This window comes from Riemerella anatipestifer ATCC 11845 = DSM 15868, from assembly GCF_000252855.1.
Classification (GTDB): Bacteria; Bacteroidota; Bacteroidia; order Flavobacteriales; family Weeksellaceae; genus Riemerella; species Riemerella anatipestifera.
In genome coordinates, this window is record NC_017045.1 from 1,961,256 (window position 1) to 1,986,094 (window position 24,839).

At 34.4% G+C, this 24,839-nt stretch carries 21 protein-coding genes; 14 read left to right on the forward strand and 7 right to left on the reverse strand.

What is annotated here, in order from left to right; translation table 11 throughout:
* The first annotated feature begins 62 nt into the window (after positions 1-62).
* The 3 genes from truA to RA0C_RS09270 are packed head-to-tail and all read left to right on the forward strand — an operon-like array spanning position 63 to position 3,305.
* A complete protein-coding gene (truA, locus tag RA0C_RS09260) occupies positions 63-803 on the forward strand; it encodes a tRNA pseudouridine(38-40) synthase TruA (protein ID WP_013447148.1) in 741 nt (246 codons plus the stop codon).
* A gap of 21 nt (positions 804-824) precedes the next feature.
* Positions 825-2,576, forward strand: coding sequence for an ABC transporter ATP-binding protein (locus RA0C_RS09265; RefSeq protein ID WP_004919590.1), 1,752 nt, complete (start codon positions 825-827; stop codon positions 2,574-2,576).
* A gap of 36 nt (positions 2,577-2,612) precedes the next feature.
* The gene (locus RA0C_RS09270) at positions 2,613-3,305 is read left to right on the forward strand and encodes an ABC transporter ATP-binding protein (RefSeq protein ID WP_013447149.1); all 693 of its coding nucleotides are present in this window, start codon (positions 2,613-2,615) and stop codon (positions 3,303-3,305) included.
* A 46-nt stretch (positions 3,306-3,351) separates the two neighbouring features.
* Here the strand turns inward: RA0C_RS09270 and pheS are convergent, their stop codons facing one another.
* From pheS to panC, 5 genes are all read right to left on the reverse strand, one after another.
* The gene (gene pheS, locus RA0C_RS09275) at positions 3,352-4,362 is read right to left on the reverse strand and encodes a phenylalanine--tRNA ligase subunit alpha (RefSeq protein ID WP_013447150.1); all 1,011 of its coding nucleotides are present in this window, start codon (positions 4,360-4,362) and stop codon (positions 3,352-3,354) included.
* 86 nt (positions 4,363-4,448) lie between these two features.
* Complete coding sequence (locus tag RA0C_RS09280) at positions 4,449-4,955, reverse strand: DUF4251 domain-containing protein (RefSeq protein WP_004919585.1); 507 nt, start codon at positions 4,953-4,955, stop codon at positions 4,449-4,451.
* 38 nt (positions 4,956-4,993) lie between these two features.
* Entirely contained in the window at positions 4,994-6,100 is a 1,107-nt protein-coding gene (gene hemW / locus RA0C_RS09285) for a radical SAM family heme chaperone HemW (RefSeq protein WP_100228501.1), read from the reverse strand.
* Between the two features lie 35 nt (positions 6,101-6,135).
* Complete coding sequence (locus RA0C_RS09290) at positions 6,136-7,083, reverse strand: PorP/SprF family type IX secretion system membrane protein (protein WP_004919581.1); 948 nt, start codon at positions 7,081-7,083, stop codon at positions 6,136-6,138.
* 18 nt (positions 7,084-7,101) lie between these two features.
* Positions 7,102-7,950 carry a pantoate--beta-alanine ligase gene (gene panC / locus RA0C_RS09295; RefSeq protein ID WP_004919580.1) on the reverse strand — a complete coding sequence of 283 codons (849 nt, stop codon included), beginning with the start codon at positions 7,948-7,950 and terminating at the stop codon, positions 7,102-7,104.
* A gap of 113 nt (positions 7,951-8,063) precedes the next feature.
* Here panC and RA0C_RS09300 point away from each other — a divergent pair, with 113 nt between their 5' ends.
* The 8 genes from RA0C_RS09300 to RA0C_RS09335 all read left to right on the forward strand — a co-directional run bounded on the left by RA0C_RS09300 (position 8,064) and on the right by RA0C_RS09335 (position 18,243).
* The gene (locus RA0C_RS09300; protein WP_004919578.1) at positions 8,064-8,837 is read left to right on the forward strand and encodes a glycogen/starch synthase; all 774 of its coding nucleotides are present in this window, start codon (positions 8,064-8,066) and stop codon (positions 8,835-8,837) included.
* Between the two features lie 26 nt (positions 8,838-8,863).
* Positions 8,864-10,369, forward strand: coding sequence for a DUF4270 domain-containing protein (locus RA0C_RS09305; RefSeq protein ID WP_004919576.1), 1,506 nt, complete (start codon positions 8,864-8,866; stop codon positions 10,367-10,369).
* Positions 10,370-10,374: 5 nt separating this feature from the next.
* Complete coding sequence (gene glmS, locus RA0C_RS09310) at positions 10,375-12,228, forward strand: glutamine--fructose-6-phosphate transaminase (isomerizing) (protein ID WP_013447152.1); 1,854 nt, start codon at positions 10,375-10,377, stop codon at positions 12,226-12,228.
* Positions 12,229-12,398: 170 nt separating this feature from the next.
* Complete coding sequence (porK, locus tag RA0C_RS09315) at positions 12,399-13,811, forward strand: T9SS ring complex lipoprotein PorK/GldK (protein WP_013447153.1); 1,413 nt, start codon at positions 12,399-12,401, stop codon at positions 13,809-13,811.
* A gap of 32 nt (positions 13,812-13,843) precedes the next feature.
* Entirely contained in the window at positions 13,844-14,530 is a 687-nt protein-coding gene (gene porL / locus RA0C_RS09320) for a type IX secretion system motor protein PorL/GldL (protein ID WP_004919571.1), read from the forward strand.
* Positions 14,531-14,580: 50 nt separating this feature from the next.
* A complete protein-coding gene (gene porM, locus RA0C_RS09325) occupies positions 14,581-16,140 on the forward strand; it encodes a type IX secretion system motor protein PorM/GldM (RefSeq protein WP_013447154.1) in 1,560 nt (519 codons plus the stop codon).
* 55 nt (positions 16,141-16,195) lie between these two features.
* Entirely contained in the window at positions 16,196-17,110 is a 915-nt protein-coding gene (porN, locus tag RA0C_RS09330; protein ID WP_004919565.1) for a type IX secretion system ring subunit PorN/GldN, read from the forward strand.
* Between the two features lie 86 nt (positions 17,111-17,196).
* Complete coding sequence (locus RA0C_RS09335; protein ID WP_013447155.1) at positions 17,197-18,243, forward strand: NAD(P)/FAD-dependent oxidoreductase; 1,047 nt, start codon at positions 17,197-17,199, stop codon at positions 18,241-18,243.
* A 73-nt stretch (positions 18,244-18,316) separates the two neighbouring features.
* Here RA0C_RS09335 and RA0C_RS09340 read toward each other — a convergent pair whose 3' ends face one another.
* Both RA0C_RS09340 and RA0C_RS09345 read right to left on the reverse strand, forming a co-directional pair.
* Positions 18,317-19,534, reverse strand: coding sequence for a hypothetical protein (locus RA0C_RS09340; protein ID WP_013447156.1), 1,218 nt, complete (start codon positions 19,532-19,534; stop codon positions 18,317-18,319).
* A gap of 37 nt (positions 19,535-19,571) precedes the next feature.
* Positions 19,572-22,184, reverse strand: coding sequence for a TonB-dependent receptor plug domain-containing protein (locus RA0C_RS09345; protein ID WP_013447157.1), 2,613 nt, complete (start codon positions 22,182-22,184; stop codon positions 19,572-19,574).
* Between the two features lie 203 nt (positions 22,185-22,387).
* On the opposite strand from RA0C_RS09345, the gene RA0C_RS09350 reads away from it, so the two are divergent.
* The 3 genes from RA0C_RS09350 (at position 22,388) to RA0C_RS09360 (ending at position 24,837) form a co-directional block, all read left to right on the forward strand.
* A complete protein-coding gene (locus RA0C_RS09350; protein WP_013447158.1) occupies positions 22,388-23,065 on the forward strand; it encodes a response regulator transcription factor in 678 nt (225 codons plus the stop codon).
* Between the two features lie 7 nt (positions 23,066-23,072).
* Positions 23,073-24,095: a sensor histidine kinase gene (locus RA0C_RS09355; RefSeq protein WP_013447159.1), complete on the forward strand. Its 1,023-nt coding sequence runs from the start codon at positions 23,073-23,075 to the stop codon at positions 24,093-24,095.
* An 82-nt stretch (positions 24,096-24,177) separates the two neighbouring features.
* On the forward strand, positions 24,178-24,837 hold the full coding sequence (locus RA0C_RS09360) for a YceI family protein (protein ID WP_013447160.1): 660 nt from the start codon (positions 24,178-24,180) through the stop codon (positions 24,835-24,837).
* Positions 24,838-24,839: the final 2 nt, after the last annotated feature.

Sequence of the window (24,839 nt, forward strand, 5' to 3'; positions counted from 1 at the left end):
TAATTATAGGGATTATAAGTCAATATATTTTCCGATTTTTGTGGTCTAAAAATAAGATACAAGTGTCAAGATATTGCATAGAATTTTCTTACAACGGCGAAAAATATTTTGGTTATCAGATACAACCTAAGCAGATTTCTGTGCAAGAAACCTTGGAGCAGGCACTTTCTACCATTTTAAGAGAGGAAATAAAAACCACAGGAGCAGGGCGTACCGATACGGGCGTACACGCAAAGAAAATGTTTGCTCATTTTGATACAGATTTAATTTTAGAAGAAGAGCTATTGCCTAAAAGGCTCAATAGTTTTTTGCCGCCAGATATTTCGGTGAAACGATTGTTTAGAGTATCTAGTGATTTTCACGCAAGGTTTGATGCTACTTACAGAACTTACGAATATTATATTTCGTTAGAGAAAAATCCGTTTACGCAAAATTCGGCGTGGGGCTATTGGAGGCGTCCGCTAAACTTAGAAGCGATGAACGAGGCTTGCAAAATCCTTTTTGAATATACCGATTTTACAAGTTTCTCTAAACTAAACACCGATACCAAAACTAACCTCTGCGAAATTTATAAGGCTTTTTGGGTGCAAGAGGGTACGGAGCTTAAGTTTACCATTTCTGCCAATAGATTTTTGCGAAATATGGTGAGGGCTATCGTAGGGACGATGGTGGATATAGGGAGTGGCAAAATAGCACCACAAGATTTAAGAAAGGTAATAGAAGCCAAAGAGAGAAATGCTGCAGGGACTTCGGCTCCTGCACAAGGTTTATTTTTGGTAGATGTAGGGTATAATTGGGAGTAGATTTTTAGAAATTAAAACGGTATGAAGAAACAAACTACAGGAATGCTTATTAAACGCTTATTTTTCATCGGAATGAATTTTAGGCGATGGTTTCTGTTGGCGTTATTGGTATCTATTATCTTGGCGGTGGTTTCTACCTATCGTCCTATTCTCACCAAAAACATTGTTGACCACGATATTATGCAGCTGAAAAGCACTACGCTTTTGATGCAGAGTATCTATTGGTTAGTTGGTTTGGTGATTGCGGAGACTATTCTTAATTTTTTGTTGGTGTTTTTATCCAATTATATTTCTCAAAATGTGATGAGAGATATAAGAGAAAAACTCTACCATAAACTGATTTATTTCAAGACTTCATTTTTTGATAAAACGGCTATTGGGCAATTAGTTACTCGTGCAGTGGGAGATGTAGAAACCATAGCAACGGTCTATACAGATGGCTTTCTAATGGTCTTTGGAGATGTGTTAAGAATAGTGATGGTGCTGGTAGCGATGTTTAATGTGAATGTTCAGTTGAGTTTTGTGGCGTTAGCGATATTGCCAATTATGGTACTCATCACTCGCTTTTTTCAAAAGAAACTCAAACAATCGTTTGGTGATGAAAGACAATGGACGGCAACGCAAAATTCATTCGTACAAGAACGGCTTTCGGGTATGTCTATTATTCAAGTATTTAATAGGCAAGATGCCGAGTTTGAAAAGTTTGAATCCATCAATGCAAGTCTTAAAAAAGCATTACTAAAGACAGTATTTTATTTTTCCTTGTTCTTCCCTGTGGTAGAACTTATTACTTCATTGTTCATTGGGCTTATTTTGTTCTATGCGGGTTATAATGCTTTGTATAATCAAAATGCTACGCCTGGGGAAGTGATAGCGTTTATACAGTTTGTAAATATGCTGATAAGACCGCTACGCCAAATTGCCGACCGTTTTAACAATATCCAAAGAGGGTTGGTAGGAGCAGAGAGGGTTTTGGGTATTATGGATCAAGACGAAGCAATGCCTAATGAAGGGAAAGAAATCATTACAGATATTAAAGGAGAGATAGATTTTAAGGCGGTGCGTTTCTCTTATGATGATAAACAGGAAGTGCTTAAAGGGATTGATTTTAAAGTAAATCAAGGAGAAACTGTGGCGATTGTAGGAGCTACAGGGGCAGGGAAATCTACTATCATCAATCTTATTACTCGTTTTTATGATGTAAGTTCTGGGCAAATTTTACTAGATGGCAAAGACCTTAGAGATTATGATTTGTATAGTTTAAGACAACATATAGGAGTAGTATTGCAAGATGTTTTCTTGTTTCACGGAAGCATTTACGAAAATTTAACCTTCGGAGACGAAACCATTACTCTGGAGCAGATTAAAACCATAGCAAAAGAAATAGAGGTGGACGATTTTATAGAAAGTTTGCCTAATGGCTATCATTATGTGGTAAATGAGCGAGGAGCGTCTATTTCTTTGGGGCAACGCCAACTACTTTCTTTTTTAAGGGCGTATCTTTCTAATCCTAAAATTCTTATTCTTGATGAAGCCACTTCTTCCATAGACCACGAAAGTGAAAAATTGATTCAAAAAGCTACGGAGAAAATTACTAAAAATAGAACTTCTATTATCATTGCTCACAGGCTTTCTACCATAGAGAAGGCGGACAAAATTCTAGTAATGGATAAAGGTAAAATAGTAGAAGAAGGGACACATCAGGAATTGTTGGCTCTCAATGGTTATTATGCTTTGTTGTACCAATCTCAACTTGGGACGAAGAAAGAATAGTTATTTTTGTACATTTGTTACTGATATTATTGATATATGATTTTGGATATTGTAAATCTTACTAAAAAGTTTGGGGAGCAGGTCGCATTAAACCAAATTAACCTTACCATACAAAAAAATGAAATTATAGGTTTGTTAGGACCTAATGGGGCAGGCAAATCTACTTTAATGAAAACCATTTCTGGTGTTTTGGATATAGAAGAAGGGGAAATTTCTTTCAATGGCTCTTTGTTAGTAGGAACATTAGATGCTAAGAAAAAGATAGGCTTTTTGCCAGAAAATAATCCGCTTTATACGGAAATGTATGTGCGAGAGTATTTAGAGTTGGTGGCAGATATTCATCATATATCTAAACAGAGGATAGATGAAGTGATAGATTTGGTAGGGATAACACCAGAGAAATCTAAGAAAATAGGACAATTATCCAAAGGGTATAAACAGAGGGTGGGATTAGCCCAAGCTATTATCCACCAACCAGACTTGTTGATTTTGGACGAGCCAACCAACGGACTAGACCCTAACCAAATTTTAGAGATACGAGAAGTGATTAAAGAAATAGGGCGTAAAAAAACGGTTATTCTATCTACACATATTATGCAGGAGGTAGAGGCGTTGTGCAGTAGAGTGATACTGATACACAAGGGCAACATTATGCAAGATTCTCCAATAGAGGAGTTCAAAGGCAAATATGCTTCCTTAGAAGAAGCCTTTGCAGCATATACCCATTAAAAATAAAAAAGGAAACTTAAAATTTTAAGTTTCCTTTTTTTGTTACTTATAGCGTTTTAAACTGTTCTAACATTCTTACATCGTTTTCAAAGAACATACGAATGTCGCTCATTTGGTAGAGGAGCATCACGATTCGCTCTATTCCCATACCAAAAGCATAGCCGCTGTATTTATCAGGGTTTATATTTACATTTTTAAGCACAGCAGGGTCTACCATACCACAGCCCATAATTTCTAGCCAACCAGTACCTTTAGTAATTCGGTAGTCTGTTTCGGAGTTAAGTCCCCAATAAACATCAACCTCCGCACTTGGCTCGGTGAATGGGAAATAAGACGGTCTCATTCTAATTTTAGACTTTCCAAAAAGCTCCGTAGTGAAAAACTGTATGGTTTGCTTCAAATCCGCAAAACTTACCTTTTCATCAATATAAAGTCCTTCTATCTGGTGGAAAATACAATGCGAACGAGAAGAAATAGCCTCATTTCTAAATACTCTACCCGGTGATAGAATACGCATTGGAGGTTGGTTCTGTTCCATATGTCTTATCTGCACAGACGAAGTGTGTGTTCTAAGGAGGGTGTCAGGATTCTGCTCTATGAAAAACGTATCCTGCATATCTCTAGCAGGGTGATATTCGGGGAGGTTAAGGGCTGTAAAGTTGTGCCAGTCGTCCTCTATTTCTGGACCGTCTGACACGGCAAACCCTATGGACTTAAATATCTCGATAATTCTATTCTTAACTAAGTTGATAGGGTGTCTGCTCCCCAATTCCAAAGGATACCCAGGACGAGTTAAATCTTCTTTTTCTACAACAATACTAGAGGCGGTTGCATTTTTAAGCTCTTCTAGTTTTTCGGCAACAGCTTGTTTTAGAACATTTATTTTTTGTCCAAAAGCCTTTTTTTGTTCGTTCGGAACTTGTTTAAACTCATCAAAGATGGCATTTAAAATTCCTTTTTTACCGTTAAATTTTATTCTGAATTGCTCTATTTCATCTTTGTTTGAAGACTGAAATTGCTTTACCTCTTGTAGATATGCGTCAATGTATTCTAACATTCTTTGTTTTCTATTTAGGTGCAAAAATAAGGTTTTCCTACTAAACTCAAAAGATTAGATGATATAATGCCTTAATTATACAGATTCTAAGGTTGTTCTACAAGGTAGCCATCGTAGGAAATAGGTTGTCTGTCTCTACTGTTGATGGAGATGTAGGCTTTTCCGTTTTTTAGAATATCAATGTATATATCACTTACATTTTCAGGGTGAGAAAGACTAAAATGATAGGTATATCCTTTTTTAGTTTTGTTTTTGGAGAATTTGAAATCTTTTGTCGCTGTATTGAAACTGTTTTTAGAAGGGTCTAGACTAGCGTTAAACATTCTGCCAAAGTAGGGAAGATTAATAGATAGACTGTCTTTTTTTAGAGTAATAGCATAGCCGTAATCTAGTTCAAACATTCGGCTTCCAACTGTAGGGAACGATTGTGCAATATTGATGACATCGTAATTATTAGGGAGTGCCCTTTTTGCCATTACGGTAAACTCATTTTTATCCATGTAACTTTGTACTTTATCTTCGTTTATGCCGTATTGAGTTTGGCAAGAGATAAGAGAAAGTCCTGTTAGTAGTAATATAATAACTCTTTTCATTGTGTTTGGGTTTTTAAATATGAACAAAAATAGATAAATCAGACAACAAACAAATCAGAAATAATGCCATCTGCCATAAACCAATGTTCTTCTGGTATAAAAATCTGATTTTCTTCTAGTTTTAATGTTCCTAAACTTAGTTTTGTTTCTAGGCTTTTTTGGAATGGCTTTAGTATCTTTTCCGAAAATTGGTTGATGATGTTATATTTAACGCCCCATTTGGTGCGAAGTCCTATCATAATGAGTTCGTTAAATTGTTCTTTTTCTGATAAAATTTCCGTTTCTTTTGGAAGAGAGTTTTCTACTAAACTTTTGATATATAAACTATTATTAGCGATATTCCAGCTGCGTTGTTTTTGTCCGTCGTAGGAGTGAGCCGAAGGTCCTATGCCTAAATAAGGCAAGCCTTTCCAGTAGGCGGTATTATGCCTAGAGTGATAGTTTGGTTTGGAGAAATTAGAAATTTCGTAATGTTCAAATCCGTTTGACTTAAGTGTTTCTGAAAGGTATTGAAAAGCAATAAACTGTTCTTCTTCTTTCGGAGCATTGATTTTTTCCTGTTCAATCCACTTTTGTAGAGCAGTTTTGGGTTCCACAGTAAGGGCATAAGATGAGATGTGTGGCACTTGAAGTTCTATACTTTTTTGTAAACTTTCTTTCCAAAGAGAATGGTTGGAAGTTGGCGAACCATAGATTAAATCTATACTAATGTTTTCAAAACCTGTGTCTTGGGCTCTTTTTATGGAACTTTCAGCTTCGGAAGCACTATGGGCTCTGTTCATAAGTTTTAAATCTTCTTCAAAAAAACTTTGAGTGCCAATGCTTAACCTGTTGATAGGCGTGTTAGAAAGAGCCTTTAAGAAGGACTGGTTTAAATCATCGGGGTTTGCTTCTAAGGTAATTTCTATATCAGAATTAAATGTAAAATATCTCAATACCTCGTCTATAAGTCTTTGTATTTCATCTACGCTAAGGATTGAAGGTGTGCCGCCACCAAAATATAATGATGGTAGACTTTTATTTTCTAGTTCGTGTTGTCTTAGGTATAATTCTTTTTTTAGAGCTAAAAGTATATCGTCTTTCAATTTCAACGAAGTGGAAAAGTGAAAGTTACAATAACTGCATTTTTGCTTGCAAAACGGAATGTGTAAGTATATCAAAGATAGATGATTTTTAATGTTTAATATCGGAAGCCTCTAGTATTGATAAAATTTTCAAAAGCGTAGCCTAAGTTAATCATAAAGCTGTTGCCACCATAATCTGCAATAGGAGAGAGGTTGATGTTATAAGCAGCTCCGAAACTAAATTGGTTAAATTTAAGTTTGATAAGAGGAGAAAAACTAAGTTGTTGGCTTCCAAATGCTGATTTGGCTGTTCTGTAGCTGATGCCTCCTGCGAAATAATTGTCTTCGTCTTTAATTTTTGCTAACAAATTAGCATCAATAATTCTAGAAGAGTTGGTGTTTAGATTGATTAAAACAGAGGGTTCTAATGAAAGGTTCTCAGAAAAATCCCAATCGTAGCCAGTGTTGATGAAAAATTTGGTGGGAGAAGGTTCTATTCCATTCACTATATAGGTGGTTTTACTTAGAGGAATATCCACTACTGAAAAACTACCAAAAAAGCCATTGTAAGTAGCTTGTAAGCCTAAGTTAGCGTAGGTTAAAAATACGCTGTTAGTACCGCTTTGTATTAGAGGATCGCCAGAATCTTTGGGATTAAGGAGGGCTAAATCTATATTGGAGTTATAAAGGTTGATACTTGTACCAAAGGAAAATTGATTTTTTCTTTCATTATCATCTATTGGGATAAAGTAAGCTGCTCCTATATTGATACCGTTGGCAGAGATAGGTCCATTTTGGTCTCTGAAAAAGTAAGCACCTACACCTAGCCTATCAGTAACATTGGCGTGTGCACCTATAGATTGTGTGTTGGGGGAATGTTCTAGTTTGGAGAATTGTTTTTGATAATGACTATTGATTATAATGTCGTCTGTTTCTCCAAAATGAGCGGGATTAAAGAGATATTTACCATCTAATAAGTATTGTTGGTAATACGGAAGTGTTTCCTGTGCATAGGAAATAACGGTGATAAAAATAGAAATGGTAAATAAAATCTTTTTATACATAGTATGACTATTTGGAAATTAGGCTAGATGCATATTATCTATAAGTCTTACTTGATTTACATGAACAACAATAAAAGCTCTGTAAGAACAGTCCTTATAGAAGAAATCGGTTTCTTTTAAAGTGTTTTCATCAGCAATTACAAAGTATTCTAAATCAAAGTTTTTTTCTTTTTTAAAAATGGAATTTACTCTCTCTTTTATTTCTGGAATGCTAACAACTCTAAACCAATCATTTACCTTTAAAAGGGTTTCATAAATAATTTTGGCATCTTCTCTTTCAGCTTCGGATAATCGCATATTTCTAGAACTCATAGCTAAGCCGTTTTCTTCTCTGTAAATAGGCACTCCGTGTATATTGATTGGAAGGTTTTTCTTTTCCACTAACTTTCTGATAATGGCAAGTTGCTGGAAATCTTTCTCACCGAAGTAAGCGTTGTCTGGTTGTACTTGTCGGAAAAGCTCTTCTACCACTGTGCCTACACCATCAAAATGTCCAGGTCTCATCTTGCCTTCCATTTCGTTTTCCAAGCCATCAAAATCGTAATTTTTCGCCACGGATTTTTCGGGGTAGATATCTTCTATACTTGGGGTATATACAGCATCTACTAATTTTGATTTTTTAAGTTTTTCTAAATCAGCTTCTAGAGTTCTTGGGTACTTCTCTAGGTCGTCAGGGTTGTTAAACTGTGTAGGATTAACAAATATAGATGAAACTACAATCTCGTTGTGAGGTCTAGCTGCCTCGTAGAGAGAAATGTGTCCCTTATGCAAAGCTCCCATAGTAGGAGCAAAACCTATGGTATTGCCGTTCAGTTTATTATGTTTAATATAGTTTTCTAATTCTTTCCTACTGTCTAATATTTTCATTTGAAAAATTTCTCCAAAATTATAAAAAATTGTTAATACACTGTTATTAGTTTAAAAAGTTGTATTTTTGCATAGAGAACTGTCTTTTAAGTTGAAGATAAAAAATAACAATTATGCCAGACAAAAAGATTTTATATGTTACTACAGAGATGTTTCCTTACCAAGAAGAAAGTGCAATGTCTGATGCGGTAAACAGAATGGCTCTTAAAATGTATGGTGATGGAAATGATGTGCGTGTCTTCATGCCTCGTTTTGGATATATTAGTGAAAGAAAGTTTCAGTTACACGAGGTGATTAGGCTTTCAGGAATGAATATTATTATTAATGATTTAGACCAACCTTTAATTATTAAAGTGGCTTCTTTGCCAGGGGAAAGGTTACAGGTTTACTTTATAGATAATGAAGATTATTTCAAAAGAAAATTTACTTACAAAGATGAAGAGGGGCTTCCTTTCGATGATAATGATGAAAGAGCGATGTTTTTTGCACGAGGTGTTATAGAAACTATTAAGAAACTTAATTGGGTGCCAGATGTGGTTCATCTTAATGGTTGGATGTCAGCATTTATACCTGTATATCTAAAACATTATTACAAAAAAGATTCTTATTTTGATGATACCAAGTTTGTTTTGTCTGTATATAATGAAGAAAATTTAGTTTTTGACAAAAAAGCGGTGGTAAATAAGTTTAAATTCGACAATATAAAAGGAATTAAAGCGTTTGATAATCCTAGCTTCTATAGTTTTTTAGAAGAAGGTATGAATCTTGTAGATGTGGTAGTGAAAGGAGATGAATTTTTGGAACAAAATTTAGATGAAAGTTTTTCTCAAGCAAGTTCAGATAAGAAAGAGTATGTTACTCCTGAGTCTGTAGGTGAGATATATTAAGAAATAGATTTTATTTAATACATTCAATGATAATAGAAACAAAAAAAATCCTTAAACTGTTTGTTGTAGCAGGATTAGGGAGTTTAGTGATACAAAGTTGCGAGTCAGATGCAAATAATCTTGGAGAGCAGTTTTTTGCAAGTGGGGCAGCAACAGGTGAAACGCAGAGCTACGATGTGATAGCTTACAACCTCAATAATAATGATACCATACAGTCTGATGCATCTCGTATTTCTCAGGCGACTCTAGGGGCTTTTGCAGAAGATAATTTTGGAATGCAAAAGTCTTCTTATATAACACAGTTACGATTATCTAGCTATAATCCTGATTTTGGGACTAATGCGAAGGTAGATTCAGTTGTTTTAGAATTGAAACCTATTTACGCTTCAGACTCTGCAACTACATCAACAGATGAAGACTATATTTTTACAGGTAATGTAGCGGCTAAAAAGGTAGTAACAACGTATCCTATACAGAAGTATGGTAATAATAAATCACTAACGCTTAAAGTAGATGAAGTAGATGATTTCTTGTATTCTACAGAGAAGAAATATTACTCTAACCAAAAAGTGGCACTAGGAGTTAATTTGGCAACGGTACCACTTAATGGTAAGGTGTCGTCGGTTAGTATTACAAGCGATGCTGATAGTAAAGAATTGTTATCTAGAACCGTAGGCGTTAGAATTCCTCTTGATGCACAGTATTTTCAAGATAAAATAGTAAGTAAGCAAGGAGCTACAGAACTGAAAGATGCGGCTAGTTTTATCCGTTATATAAAAGGAATAAGACTTTCTGTAGTAGAGAATGATGGTTATATTTTTAGATTTACTCCTAATGACACTAGCATTAAGATGTATTATACCTATGATACAACATCTAATGGAGCTACTACCAAAACTTCTGCGGTGTATCAGTTTGATTTAGGTTCTAGTAATACTCATTTTAATCAAATAGATTATAACAGAACTTCGGCTTATAGTACAGCACTTGCTAATATTGATACAACTAATGGAGACGAAAGGCTCTACCTACAAGGTATGGGAGGAGCTGGAGCTGTTTTAAGAATACCTGCAACAGAAATACAAAAAATTAAAAATCTTTATAAAAACGAAAATATAGGCATTCTTTCTGCTAAAATAAGATTATATACAGATGATAGTGTATGGAATAAATCTTATGCTAAACCATCAAATTTCTTAGTGAAGTATGCTAATCTTAATGACTTTTTAGCTGATGTTTCCGCAATGTCTTTATCATCGTCTTACTCTCTCGTTAAAACTTCTGATTTAACAAGTAATCCTGCTTACTATGATATTACCATTACTCAAACTCTTAAAAATATTATAGAAAAGGAGGTAGAGAATAAAGATTTAGAAATTAATGTGGGAGATTATTTAAAAAGTACACAGGGAACTTTGCTAGGACAAAACTATAATACTAGAGCTTATGCTCCTCAAAGAATAGTATTAGTTGGTTCTAAAACAACCAATCAGAATAAAGTGAAATTAAATATTATTTACGCTAAAAAATAAGGTATATGTGTGGAATAGTAGGATATACAGGGCATAGAGATGCTTACGAAGTAGTTATTAACGGTCTTAAAAGATTAGAATATAGAGGGTATGATAGTGCTGGGATAGTATTGGAAGACTCATCTAGTTCTTATGATATAAAAAAGACAAAGGGTAAAGTTTCCGATTTAGTAAGTATATCAGAGAATCTTAAAAATACATCACACATAGGTATGGGGCATACTAGGTGGGCTACTCACGGTGTACCTAGTGATAAAAACTCACACCCTCATGTTTCTAATAATGGTAAGGTGGCTATAGTACATAATGGGATTATAGAAAACTATGATACCATTAAAACTATGTTAGTGTCTAAAGGTTATATTTTTCATTCAGAGACAGATACTGAAGTTTTAGTTAATCTTATTCAGTATTTTATGGATGAAAATAAAGAATTAGATTTTCCAGAAGCAGTCCGTTATGCTCTTAACGAGGTTTATGGAGCGTATGCAATTACGGTAATGCATAAAGATTATCCTAGCCTTTTAGTAGTAGCAAGGTTGGGTTCTCCTCTTGCGATAGGGATAGGTGATAAAGAATATTTTATTGCATCAGATGCCTCTCCATTTGTAGAATTTGCTAAAGAGGCTATCTATCTAGAGGAAGGTCATATAGCAACTATATCTTTAGAGAATGGTGTAGATATTAGAAAAATAGAAGATAATTCTAAAATCACTCCAGTCATTCAAGAGCTTAAGCTTAATCTAGAGCAGATAGAGAAGGGGGGCTATGAGCATTTTATGCTTAAAGAAATTTTTGAGCAACCTAAATCTATTCACGATACTATGAGAGGTCGTCTTTTGGTAGATGAAGGTATTATTAAGATGGCTGGTATTTGGGATCATTTGGAGAAATTGAATAATGCTAATCGTATCATTATCATTGCTTGTGGTACTTCTTGGCATGCAGGATTGATAGGAGAATACCTTATTGAAGAATTTGCAAGAGTACCTGTAGAGGTAGAATATGCTTCTGAGTTTAGATATAGAAACCCAATTATAACGGATAAGGATGTCGTTATTGCGATTTCTCAGTCGGGAGAAACAGCTGATACAATGGCAGCTATTAAAATGGCAAGAGAAAAAGGGGCATTTATTTATGGTATTTGTAATGTAGTAGATTCTTCTATTGCTCGTTTTTCAGACGCAGGGTCTTATACTCATGCTGGACCAGAGATAGGGGTAGCTTCTACTAAGGCGTTTACCGCACAATTAACCATTTTAACCTTGATTGCACTTAAATTAGGTAAGCATAACGGAAACTTAAGCAATCAGGAATTTATGAAGCTGATTACAGAACTAGATACCATTCCTAAAAAAGTAGAGGAGGTATTGGCTTCTACTCATGATTATGTGAAGAAAGTAGCACATGATTTTGTAGAATCAACCAACTTCTTGTATCTTGGTAGGGGATATAATTTCCCTGCAGCTTTAGAAGGAGCGTTAAAGTTGAAGGAAATTTCTTATATCCACGCAGAAGGATATCCTGCAGCAGAAATGAAGCATGGTCCTATTGCACTTATTGATGAGAATATGCCTATCGTAATAATAGCACCTAAAAATAAACATTACGATAAAGTGGTGAGTAATGTGCAAGAAATTAAAGCCAGAAAAGGTAAAGTGCTAGCTGTAGTAACTAAAGGTGATGAACAAGTGGCTTCTATGTCGGACTATGTGATTGAAATCCCTGAAACTTCAGAATGTTTCTCTCCTATTATAGCATCAGTACCATTACAGTTATTAGCTTATTATATTGCTGTTTACAGAGGAGCTAATGTAGATCAGCCTAGAAACTTGGCGAAGTCAGTTACAGTAGAGTAAAATATTTTACTTTTATATGAAATAATTGTAATAAAAATTCGTTAACACTTATATGTTTTTGAATGAATAATTCAAAAAAGGTTATATTTACGCATTAAAATCAATATATATAAGTTTTGTGTTAATTGGTTTGAAACTAAAAATTAGAAAATTAAATTAAACATCATCAGATGAAAAAAATATTTTTTGTACTCTTATCAGCATCTTTGGTTGTTTCGTGCTCTAGAGGAAGTAAGTCTTCTGGTAAACCTACCACTAAGGGAGAACTTATACCCAAAAACAAATCACAGTCATTTGTAGCAGAGAGACCATACGGTATGGTAGCTATTCCTGGAGGCTCCTTTGTCATGGGTATGGCAGATGTAGATTATACTAATATGCCAGAAAAAGCTCCATTAAAAACGGTTACAGTATCCTCTTTCTTTATGGATGAAACAGAGGTTACCAACGCTCAGTACAGACTGTTTATAGACTATGTAAGAGATTCTATTGCTAGAACTTTACTTGCAGAAGCAGCAGGTGATGTAACTTCAGGTGGAGGTAATGGTACAGGAATATCAGATTACGCTTACCTCGCTAAAAAAGCAGGAAATGCTACACCATATCAAGAGTATTTAGATTCTAAAGGAGGTAGAGATGGTTATGATGAGTCTAAAAGATTAGATTGGGGAGTTCCTTTAAAGTGGAATACATCTGATTATCCGGATGTTCAGTATGCAGAAGTTATAGAATCTATGTATCTTCCTCCAGCGGAAAGAATAAATGGTGAGAGAATTATTGATACTAGAAAATTGAAATACGCCTACAAGTGGGAAGATATAGAGTCTGCCGTTAAAGATGGTAAGAGAAGCTCAGATTATCTTAAAAAAGAAAGTATTGCAGTTTATCCTGATACAACAGTTTGGATTAAAGATTTTAATTATGCTTATAACACTCCACTATATGATGGTTACTTTTGGCACAAAGCCTATAAAAACTATCCTGTAGTAGGCATTACTTGGGATCAAGCTAGAGCTTATTGTGATTACAAGACTAAGGCTAAGAGAGATGAGAATAAAAAGTCAAAGAAAAGAAAAGAATCTCCAATGGCATTCCGTTTACCTACAGAAGCAGAGTGGGAATATGCTGCTAGAGGAGGTAGAGAAAATGCGACTTATCCTTGGGGAGGACCTTATTTAATGGATGATAGAGGTTGTTATATGGCAAACTTTAAGCCTAAAAGAGGTAATTATATAGAGGACGAAAAGAAAGGAAACTACACTTATACAGCTCCTGTAAAATCTTTCCCTAAGAATGATTTTGGTCTTTATGATATGGCGGGAAATGTATCTGAATGGACAGAGTCTCCGTATAGTAATGCAACTTATCAGTTTTCTTCAACACTAAATCCGCACTTGTCTAACCAAGCATATAGAGATGTTAAAAAATCAGTAAGAGGAGGTTCTTGGAAAGACGTGGGTTATCTATTGATGACGGGGTATAGAGACTGGGAAAGAAAAGATTCCGCTAGGAGCTATATAGGATTTAGAACTGTACAGGATATACCAGAAGGCTCAGCTAAGTTTAAGAGAAAAACAAAATAATAAATTAAAAGTAATAAGTATATTTTCACATCATGAGACTAAATGATAAAACATTAAATTTCATCTACTCTGTAGGTGCTTCTGTAGTAATTTTAGGTGCATTTTTTAAAATGACTCATACTACCTTCGGAGGTTTAATCAATCCTAATTGGATTTTAGGAGCAGGTCTAATTACCGAGGCTCTCATATTCTTGCTATATGCGTTTAACCCTCCATTAGAGGAGACTAAATATGCTTGGGAAAATGTGTATCCAGAATTATTAGATGCTAATGCACAGCCTAAGCCTAGAAAAAATAATATAGTAGAACAAACTCAAGATATAAAACAACTAGAGGTTTCTCTTTCTGAAAAGTTAGATAAAATGTTAAAAGAGGCTAATCTAGATGTACAACTATTTGAGAGACTTAGAACAGGAATAGATAAGTTTTCTGCATCTGTAGATCAGATAAATCAAACTGTAGATGTGTCTTCGTCTACTCAGAAGTATAATGATCAGCTTACATTGGCTGCTAATCATCTAGAGAGTATGAATGCACTTTATGCATTACAGTTAGAACATGGTAAAGCTCAGTCAGAATATCATCAAAAATATGTTTCTGATTTACAAAAATCAGTAGCACAATCAGAGAAGTTTAATCAAGAGTTAGATGGGCTTACAGCTAACCTTAATAATCTTAATAGAGTTTATGGAGGTATGTTGAACGCGATGAAAGGATAAAATTTTCTTTTTCAAAGTTTTAATCTATTTTTTAACCTTAAAAAACTAAAATGGCAAAGGAAAAATTATCACCGCGTCAGAAGATGATTAACTTGATGTATCTTGTTTTCATTGCAATGCTTGCGATGCAGATAGATCAGGAGATTATACGCTCTTACAATGATACAAGAGATACACTAAGTCAGACGACATTACTTACTCAGTCTAAGAATAAAATATTTGAGGAGACTCTTCGCCAAAAGGCAGAAAACTCTCCAGAGTCTTTCTCGCAGCCTTATGAGCAATATAAATTATTAAAGGATAAAATAGATGCTTTAGTAAAATTTATAGAGGTTTCCAAGACAGAGATGCAGAAGTTTGCAGGTCAGGATATGACTTCTAAGGAGTTTAATTTTAATGCTTTAAATAATACGGATGCTTCTACACTTTATTTTTTTGATAAAGCAAATGAGGCTAGTCCAAGTAAAAATGCTGAGAAATTGAAAACTCTAATGGGAGAAATTAAAAGTTTAACATTGCAAATTTTTCCTAAAACGCCACAGAATGAAGCTATTATAGAAAGAGCTAACAGTTCTTTTAGCACGGCAGTTAGTACAAGTAGTGTTAAAAAAGATTGGTTAATTTCTAAATTTTATAATCAGCCGTTAGTGGCTGCATTAGCTAATCTAGAGGTTTTACAGTCTGAAGCTAGAAATTTACAGTCAGATGCTTTGGCTAATATGCTTAAAGAAAAAGTAGATGCGGATATTAAGTTTAATGCGTTTGAAGCTATTGTCGCTGCACCAACAGTTGTTTTACAAGGTGATAAAGCTGAAGCTAAGGTAATTGTTGGGACTTATGCTAGTTCTGTTCCTGGTATGTCTATATCTGGTGTGGATAGAACAGCTAATGGTCAAGGGTTCAAAAGTCTTAATACAGGGAGTGTAGGTGACTTTAAATTCAATGGAGAAATTACATTTTTAGATGCTAATCAGAAGCAAATAAGATTACCTTTTTCTCATGCTTATCGTGTAATAGCAGGGGCTAAGGAAGTAGCATTGCAGAGTGGGGCTGTGGTTTCTGCTGATAAGATGAATGTACTTTATAGAGGGGTAGATAATCCTGTTTCAGCTTCTATGCTAGGTGTTGATAATGCGTCAGTAAAATTATCTGCTGCTGGGGCTTCTGTATCTGGAGGTAAAGGCAAATGGATTATCCGTCCAGGAGCTGGTAATTCGGTAAATATTACAGTTACGGGTACTTTGCCTAATGGTAAAGCTACTACAGCTTCATTCCCGTTCAGAGTGAAAAGTGTTCCTGCTCCGCAAGGGGAAATTAGAGGACAGAATGTGGTTTCTATGCCTGCAAGTTCTATTAAAAATCAAACTATATCTGCCGCAATTCCAGATTTTGAATTTCCTGTAAGTTTTACAGTAACTGGATTTAGAGTGAAAATACCAGGTAAGGCAGCAAGTTTTATCAGTGGTAATAGTTTGAGTTCAGTAGCAGCACAAACAGCTAACTTGCGTTCTGGCGATGTAGTTTATGTTTACGATATACAAGCTACGGCTAGTGGTTTGGGTGGACAAATGCTTAAGAATATTTCTCCAGTAGTGATAAATGTTCAGTAATTTTTATAAAGTTGAGATTCCTTAATAATAGAGGAAAAATAAAATAATAGTACCAATGAAAAAAATCATTTTTAGTGCTTTCATATTAGCTTCTGGTTTTGCTTGGGCACAGAATATTCTTAATGCGAAATCTCCTGAGGAGTTTCGAAAGTTAAGAGAGGATAATCAAGCTCAAAAGGGAGACGAAATAATATCTACAGAAGTAAAACCATTAGACTATGGCTATATAGAGGATAAAGATATTCTTAGAAGTATGGTGGTGTGGGAAATTATTGATATGAATGAGAAAATAAATCAGCCTTTCTATCATAATTCTGATGGTTTGGTATCTCAGAATAAGTCTTTGTATCAGTTACTATTAGACGGTATCAATAGTGGTAAAATAAAAGAAGTTTATGATGATGAGATGTTTACTACTAGGCTAAAACCTGAAGAAATACAGCAGAGAATGAGTAGAGTGGTAACTTCGGACTGGCTCATTGATAAGATTAACAGTGGTGAGAAGGTTTCTGATGAAGATAAAAAAGCTGGTACAGATGTTTATGAAACGAAGTCTGAACATGTTAAGTTGTTGAAAATAAAAGGTATGTGGTATATTGATAGAAGAGATGGACAAATGAAATATCGTCTTCTTGGAATAGCTGCTATGGGACCAGATCCACAAACTATGGGGCAACAATTTGCTGATAAAGAAGAACTGATTGACCTTTTCTGGGTGTTCTATCCAGATGCTAGAGAGATTACAGCTAATGCTAGAGTATTCAATAGTAAGAACTTGTCTTCCGATATAAGTTTTGATGATATTCTTAATGCAAGAAGGTTCTCTTCTATTATTTATAAATCTGAAAATGGCTTAGGAAATGGTGTAATTAAAGATTATATACCTAACGATGCAGAGGCTCAGTTGGAAGAAAGCGAAAGGATTAAAAACCAAATATTAGAAATGGAAAACGATATGTGGAACTACTAGATTTACAGTGTTCTGTGTATGTTTTTGTATAATAATAAAACCTGAGTCCATAAGCTCAGGTTTTGTGTTTAAAATAAAAAGATTTTATGAAAAATGTAGAATATATTATCGTAGGAGATGGTTATGCAGGGTTATTTTTTGCTCATCAATTATTGAAAAATAATCACTCTTTTGTCCTATTTTCAAATGGTGAAAAAGGGGCATCTCAGGTGTCTGCTGGTATTGTAAATCCTGTGGTGCTTAAGAAATTTACCACTTTTTGGAAAGCTCAAGAGCAAATAGACTTTCTTACAGATACAATGAAGGAAATAGAAGCTTATACAGGTACAAATTATTTAATAGAAGCCCCTATACATAGGATATTTCATGACGAATCTGAGAGAGAATTGTGGAAGAAAAAAAGACTAGAGAAGGAAGAATTAAAGCCTTTTTTGAGTGATGATTTTTCTGCATTAGAAAATGTAGAAAACCCTTTTGAAACAGGTAAAGTATTAAAATCTTCAAGGTTAAATGTACCTTTATTTTTTAGTGGTTATTTACAATACTTGGAGAAGCAAAATAAATTGATAAAAGAAAAGTTTGATTACAATCAACTTGATGTAGAAAATAATAAATACAAAGATTGGAGTTACAAAAAGATTGTTTTTGCAGAAGGAATAGGTGTTAAGAATAATCCTTTTTTTAGGGATATTATGGTCAATCCCAATAAAGGGCATCACCTTAAAGTAAAATTATCCAAAGAGTTATATTCTGATGTTACCATTAAGAAAAAGCATTTTCTATTTCCTTTAGAAGAAGCTGATGTTTTTTACTATGGAGGAACCTATGATAGGGATAATACTGATGAAGAAATAGACACTAAAGCCGTAGAACAACTCAAAAATGGGCTTAGAGAATTTTATCCGTTTGATTTTGAAATACAAGAGGTTTGTTATGGTTTTAGACCTACGGTTAAGGATAGAAGACCTATTTTGGGGGCTCACGAGGTATATTCTAATTTGTATGTTTTTAATGGATTAGGGGCAAGGGGTATTCTTAATGGTAGCTATTTTTCTAAAATATTATACGATTTTATTTATGCTCAGATAGAATTATCCAAAGAGATTAGTAATCTGCGTTTTTTTATTAGATAAAAAATAAGCTACCTCAGTTTGAAATAGCTTATTTTTACAATGAAAAACTTAATTTTAGTGCTTATAATACATTTTACTTTAAAGCCTTTAATAAGTCCACTCCATCTACATTTGCCCACGCTCCAGAAACTAGATTTACCTTCTTAACCGAAGAATCAGAAGTGAAACTTGCTGGGTTATCATTGGCGTAACCATAGCCCCACACAGCAGGATTAGATGAGTTTAGATAGTTGATAGGTGTTACTTTAATATTGTTGGTAGCCACTTGATCGTTTTGGGTATCTTTATCTTGGATAAGTACCGCATAGGCTTTCTTTCCATCGGTATCTTTGTAACCATCTATATAAACATTTTTAAATATTCCTGAACCCTGTTTTTTGAACTGAATGGCAGAGATTTCTGTAGAGCCTTCTACTTCAGGTTTAGTACCAGCTTCTCTGATGAGCGTAATACCATTAATTTTAGGAGCCGTGTTGTTCTTGTTAGAGGAAGCCTCTATTTCCATACCGAAATTGCCTACTTTTGTTTGGTATGCAAACCAATTGGAATTATTTTGCCCAGACCAACCATCTTGCCAGTCAAAAGAGTCATCAAAGTTTCCGTAAGAAACAAGGTTAGTGGCACTTACTGTACCTCCAAAGAACTCAAATCCATCGTCTGTACCTTTATAAGCTACTAAGTTTTCTAGTACAGTACCTGCTCCCACAGAATAGAAAGTCATAGAGTTGTTTTCTGATTTTCCATCTCCAATTTTTTTACCTCCATATTCTACTCTCACAAACTTCATTACACCTGAGTTATCATTGGCATCATCACCTCCGTATTGTAGATTATTTCCATCTTCAGAAATGGCCGTTTTTGCTCCATTTAAAGCAATGATAGGGGCTTTACCGTAGATTGAAATTCCGCCCCAATCTCCAGGGATTTTGGTGTTAGATGTAAATACGATAGGGTTGTCCGCAGTCCCTTGTGCATTGATTTTAGCTCCTTGAAGAATTACTAAACTGGTATCGTTAGAAGAATTGGCAGTAAATACAGCTCCTGGTTCTATGGTAAGTGTAACTCCACTAGCTACCTTTACCACACCATCTAGAGTATAGTTACCTTTTTTGATTAGGAGGTCTTTAGTAATAGTACCGTTAAGGCTTCCAGAACCTTCCATTACACTTCCAGTAGTATTTTCTATTTTGGTACTTGTGGAAGCATCGTTGTCTTCACGAATGTCAATAGTACACGAAGTTACAGATAGTACAAGTGCTAAAGAGCATAATGATAAAAGATGTTTTTTCATTTTTATTAGATTAAATTATTGATTTTTTTGATTCAAATTAAAAAGTATATTCTACTGAAAGATTAAAGTTAGTTCCTCTTCTATAGTCTGTATGTACGAAGCTATCTGCTCTTACTTCTACATCACTATTGTCTCCATACTCTAGTCTATATTTGCTGTTGAGTAGGTTAATGATACTAAACTTGGCCTTCCATTGTTTAGAAAGTTCTTTTTGGTAAACAAAGTCTAACTTATGGAAAGGTCTTTCATAAATATGATCTACTCCGATTGATCCTAGTGTATGGATTTTAGAACCAGAAACATTATACACCAAAGATGCTGTTTGAGTTAAATTCTTTGCATTCTTTGTCTCATATTTCAAATCTGCATTTAGAGTCCACGGTGCAGCACCTTGTAAACCTCTTTTTAATCCTTTTTGTCTGTTGGATTCTTGTTCTTTTTGTAGGCTACTACGCTTAACATCAGAGTACATTAAGGTAGCGTTTGTGCCTAGTGAGAAAGGAGAAAGGCTTTCTGAAATTCTTTTTAGATTGATGATTCCTTCTAACTCTATACCTGCTAGATTGGCTTCGGTGGCATTGAAAAAGGTAATGGTTTGTCCATTAGAATTTGCCGATGCAGTGTAGGATTTTTCTATAGCATTTACGATTTTCTTTCCGAAGATACCAAAAGCAAACATTTCGTCTTTCGTAGGAAATAGCTCATACTTAAGGTCAAAGTTATAGTTTTCACTATTGGTAAGTCTTGGGTTACCTAGGATATTCTCATTATTAGGATTGATGTAGGTAATTGGCATATACTCTATTAAGATAGGTCTAGTAACGGTTTTACTGAAAGCAAATCTTAAGTTAGTTTTAGAGTTAAGTTCTTTTTTTACCGATAGGGAAGGTAGTATATAATACTGATTTCTAGTGAGGTTTAAAAATTTTCCATTGATAGAATTAGAAAGTTCTTTGTACCTTGTGATGTTCATATTATTTTCTATTCTACCGCCCAAAATGATGTCCCAAGTATCGTTTGGCTTATAATTGAGGCTAGTATATCCTGCATTTACGAATTGATAGATGTTGTTTCTGTATACTACATTAGACCCTTCTCTATAATTAAAAAAACCGTTAAGAGTTGATTGATTAAAGGTGTCTTGTGGTGTATCTGGATTTATAATAACGGTTCTTCCATTTGGTGAAGCACTATTGTTGAACACAGAGTAAATAAATCTGTATGAAGTACTTCTTCTATCCATAAAGCCATTATATCCTAAACTCAGCTCTATAGGGTAAGATTTTCTATCATTCTTTTCGCCTAGGCTTAATTTATACTCTGCAAAGGCAGAAAGGTAGTTTTTACCATTTACATCTAGGTATTGGCGTATAAGGTTATTACCACCGTAGCTTAGCCTTATTCTGTCATAGTTGTGAGGGGTTTCAGGAGTTCCAGAAAATATCTTTCTATCAGGCTGTTGGTAAATGTTATTCACCCAGCTACCACCAACTTTTATAAGGTGTCTTTTACCCAGCTTTTGAGATGCGATAAGTTGTATATCTGTAAATCTAGAAATGTCTTGTTGGTTCACACGGAACAGCCCTTCTCCAGAGTTCCCTTGGTCTACATATCCTATGTTATCCTGTATGATGTTGGTAGAGTTTTGGAGGAATATGGCATTCAACATTACATCTGTACCTTTGTTTTTATAGCCTAAGCCCAATAGTGCAGAAGATTCGGTTTCATATTCATACTCTTTTTGGTAGAGTTTATTGTTATAGGTAATGTTAGAGCCTGAGAATAAGAATAGATTATTATGTCCTTCTTGATATTGATATTTATTAGCTTGATTTAAGGATAAAAGCAACCCAATTCTACCAGAACCAGCTTTAAAACGCTGAGCAGTCGTAAAGGAAAGTCCTGTGTTAGGCAATGCTTTTATATTATCCACATTCCAAGAATCTTTGAAAGAAGAAACAGATTCTTGACCATTGAAAATATAATTAGACGGTCGGAAACCTTTAACCTCGCTAGGTAGTTGTCTATTTCTATAATTTAGACCTAGATAACCATCTATAGTGTTGGCATTCTCACTGATTTTAAATCTATCTCTAAAAGTAGTTTGACTGTTAAATCCTATACTAAATTCTACTTTTGTGAAAGGCTTATCGTAGGATAGGGTTTCTATATCAAAGGTAGCTCCTGCAAAATCAGCATAGAGGTTAGAATTAAAAGTTTTATAAATATTAAGTTTCCCTACCACATCTGTTGGGAACTGTTTCAGAGCAATGATTTTTTGGAAGGGATTGTTAGATGGTGAGCCTAGTCCATTGATAAGTAAAGTGTTGTATCTTTCTTCTAATCCTCTTACAAACAGTCCTTTACCTTCCACAGTGTTCACTCCGGTGATTTTGGTTAAACTCTGTTCTACATTAGAAATACCCTTCCTAGAGATTTCTTCAGAACCCATGGCTTGTACCTGAACGCTAGATTTTTTAACAGCCTGCAATACTGCAGTTTCAGTTTTTTTGTTAATAGTAGCTTTTAGCTGAACACCATCTATTTTCTTTTCATTTTTAATACTGTCTTTTTTCACTTCCTGTCCCAAGACGAATGTAGTGGAGGAACATAAGAACAAAACCGCAAGACTAAGCTTATGATACTTCATTTTTAAACTTATTAGATATTCATTTTTACTGGTGCAAAGAAATTATATTATGGCTTAAATTAAGGTTTCGGAGATTTTAACTTTGTATTAAATAATGTTTAACGGATGATGGGAAATATTAACTTTATATTAAGAAACAGAGGCGTGTTAATTTTAAGTTAAAAAATGATTAAATTTGAGCCCCTAACTAATAAAAACTAAAAATGAAAGGCAAAAGAATACTCCTAATAGATGATGAGCCTGATATTTTGGAAATTATTTCCTATAACTTGAAGAAAGAAGGGTATGAGGTACACACTGCCAATAATGGAAACGAAGGTATAGAGAAGGCTAAAGAAATACTTCCACATCTTATTCTTCTTGATGTTATGATGCCTGATAAGGATGGTATAGAGACTTGTCAAGAGATTAGAAAAATAGCAACATTAGAAGGGTGTCTTATTGTCTTTTTGTCTGCAAGAGGAGAGGAGTTTTCGCAGTTAGCGGGCTACCAAGCAGGTGCTAATGATTATATTGTAAAGCTCATTAAACCTAAAGTGCTTATTTCTAAGGTAAATGCTCTAATGAATCTTACGCAACAAGTGGAAGAAAAAAATAAAATTCTAAAAATAGGGCATTTAATTATTGATAGAGATAATTTTAAGGTAACCAAAGGCGATGAAAGTTTTATATTACCTAAAAAGGAATTTGATTTGCTGAATCTTTTGGCGTCTAATACCGAAAAAGTATTTAAAAGAGAGGAGATTTTAGAAAAAGTATGGGGGAACGATGTAGTGGTAGGAGAACGCACAATAGATGTTCATATCCGAAGATTAAGAGAGAAACTAGGCTCCAAAAGTATCCAAACACTTAAAGGAATTGGTTATAAATTGATTATTTAGGTTAAAAATGAAACCAAGTTCGCTTAGTATTGTAGCGTCTCTGTGTCTTACAGGTGCTATGGGGTTGGTGGTTTTTGCATTTGAATATGTAAAAACTAAAGACTGGTTTAATAATGTGGGCTTCATTGTTATTTTATTCGTTCTGTCGGTTATTTTCTTTATTAACTATACTATTGTTAGTTTTTTATTTAGATTTTATGGTAAAGAAAAGATAAGGCAAATCTCTACTATTCTACCAGATGAAATTGCCACCGAAGACGAGAATATCAATTTTAAAGAACTAGGCGAACGAATTTCTGGACTTAGCGAAAAGGCAAGTTCAGAGATTGATATGATGAAGGAGATGGAACGCTACCGTAAAGAGTACATAGGTAACATATCACACGAGCTCAAAACTCCATTATTTTCTATACAGAGCTATGTGGGAACTCTTATAGATGGTGGTGTAGAAGACTTAGAAATCAGAGATAAATATCTGCACCGTATAGATAAATCTTTAGATAGATTGATGAATATCGTTAAAGATTTAGATATGATTAACCGCTTTGAGAGTGGGGAAATCACTCTTGAATTTGTAAAATTTGACCTCAATGTTTTGGTAAAGGAAATCTTTGATTTTTTAGATATAGAGGCTCAAAAGAAGGGCACTCAGCTAAGCCTTAAAAGTAATGGAGCTATATGGGTTTTAGCCGATAAACAGAAAATATCACAAGTTTTACTCAATTTAGTTTCTAACGCAATACATTACGCTAATAGAGAGAAAGCGGTGGTAGAAGTTATTACTTCAGTTCATAAAGATAAAGTAGTGGTAGAGGTTAAAGACAATGGTATGGGGATAAAACCAGAGATACTTCCCCGTATTTTTGAACGCTTTTATCGTGTAGAAAGCAGCCGAAACAGAAGGGAAGGTGGGTCTGGTTTAGGTTTAGCTATTGTAAAACACATCTTAGAAGCTCACGGGCAAAATATTGAAGCCAAAAGTGTGTATTTAAACGGAGCGAGTTTTATTTTTACTTTAGATAAAGCTTAGTTTAGAAATTATTTATTTGCATATTTATATAAAAATCCTTATATTAGCCCTATATCTTTAATCATAATAAATACAAACTACAATGAAGAAAAACATTTTAAGCTTATTCTTTGCAACGAGCATTGGTCTGTTAGCTCTAAGTTCTTGCGGAAAAGATAAACCTCTTACTAGTGAATCTAATGAAGTTACCACTACTAAAGAGGGGCAAGTATATGCCATAGATACAGCAACCAGTAAGATAGAGTGGAAAGGCTATAAAGTAGTAAAGTCTGATAATACTAGCCACTTTGGAGATATTAAATTTGAAAGTGGGGAAATTACCGTAAAAGACGGTAAGCTAGAGAGTGGGAAATTCGTGGCGAATATGAACACTTTAGCGAACAGAGATATTACAGATGACGCAGAGAAATCGGCTAAATTAGATGGACATCTTAAAAATGAAGATTTTTTTGAGGTGGAAAAATTCCCAACATCATCTTTTGAAATCACTAAGGTTACAGAAACTACCGAAGGAGATTATAACACTCTTTTAGATGGTAATCTTACCATTAAAGGAATTACAAAACCAGTGCAATTTAAAGCTAATGTAAAGGTAGAGGAAGGCAAAGTAAGCATTAAAACTGAACCTACCGATATTAAGAGAGAAGATTTTGGAGTTAAATTCCAAATGCCTGTAGCAAACGGAGTTATTAAAAACGAAGTAACAGTACATGTAAGTATAGATGCTTCTCAATTAAAATAAAT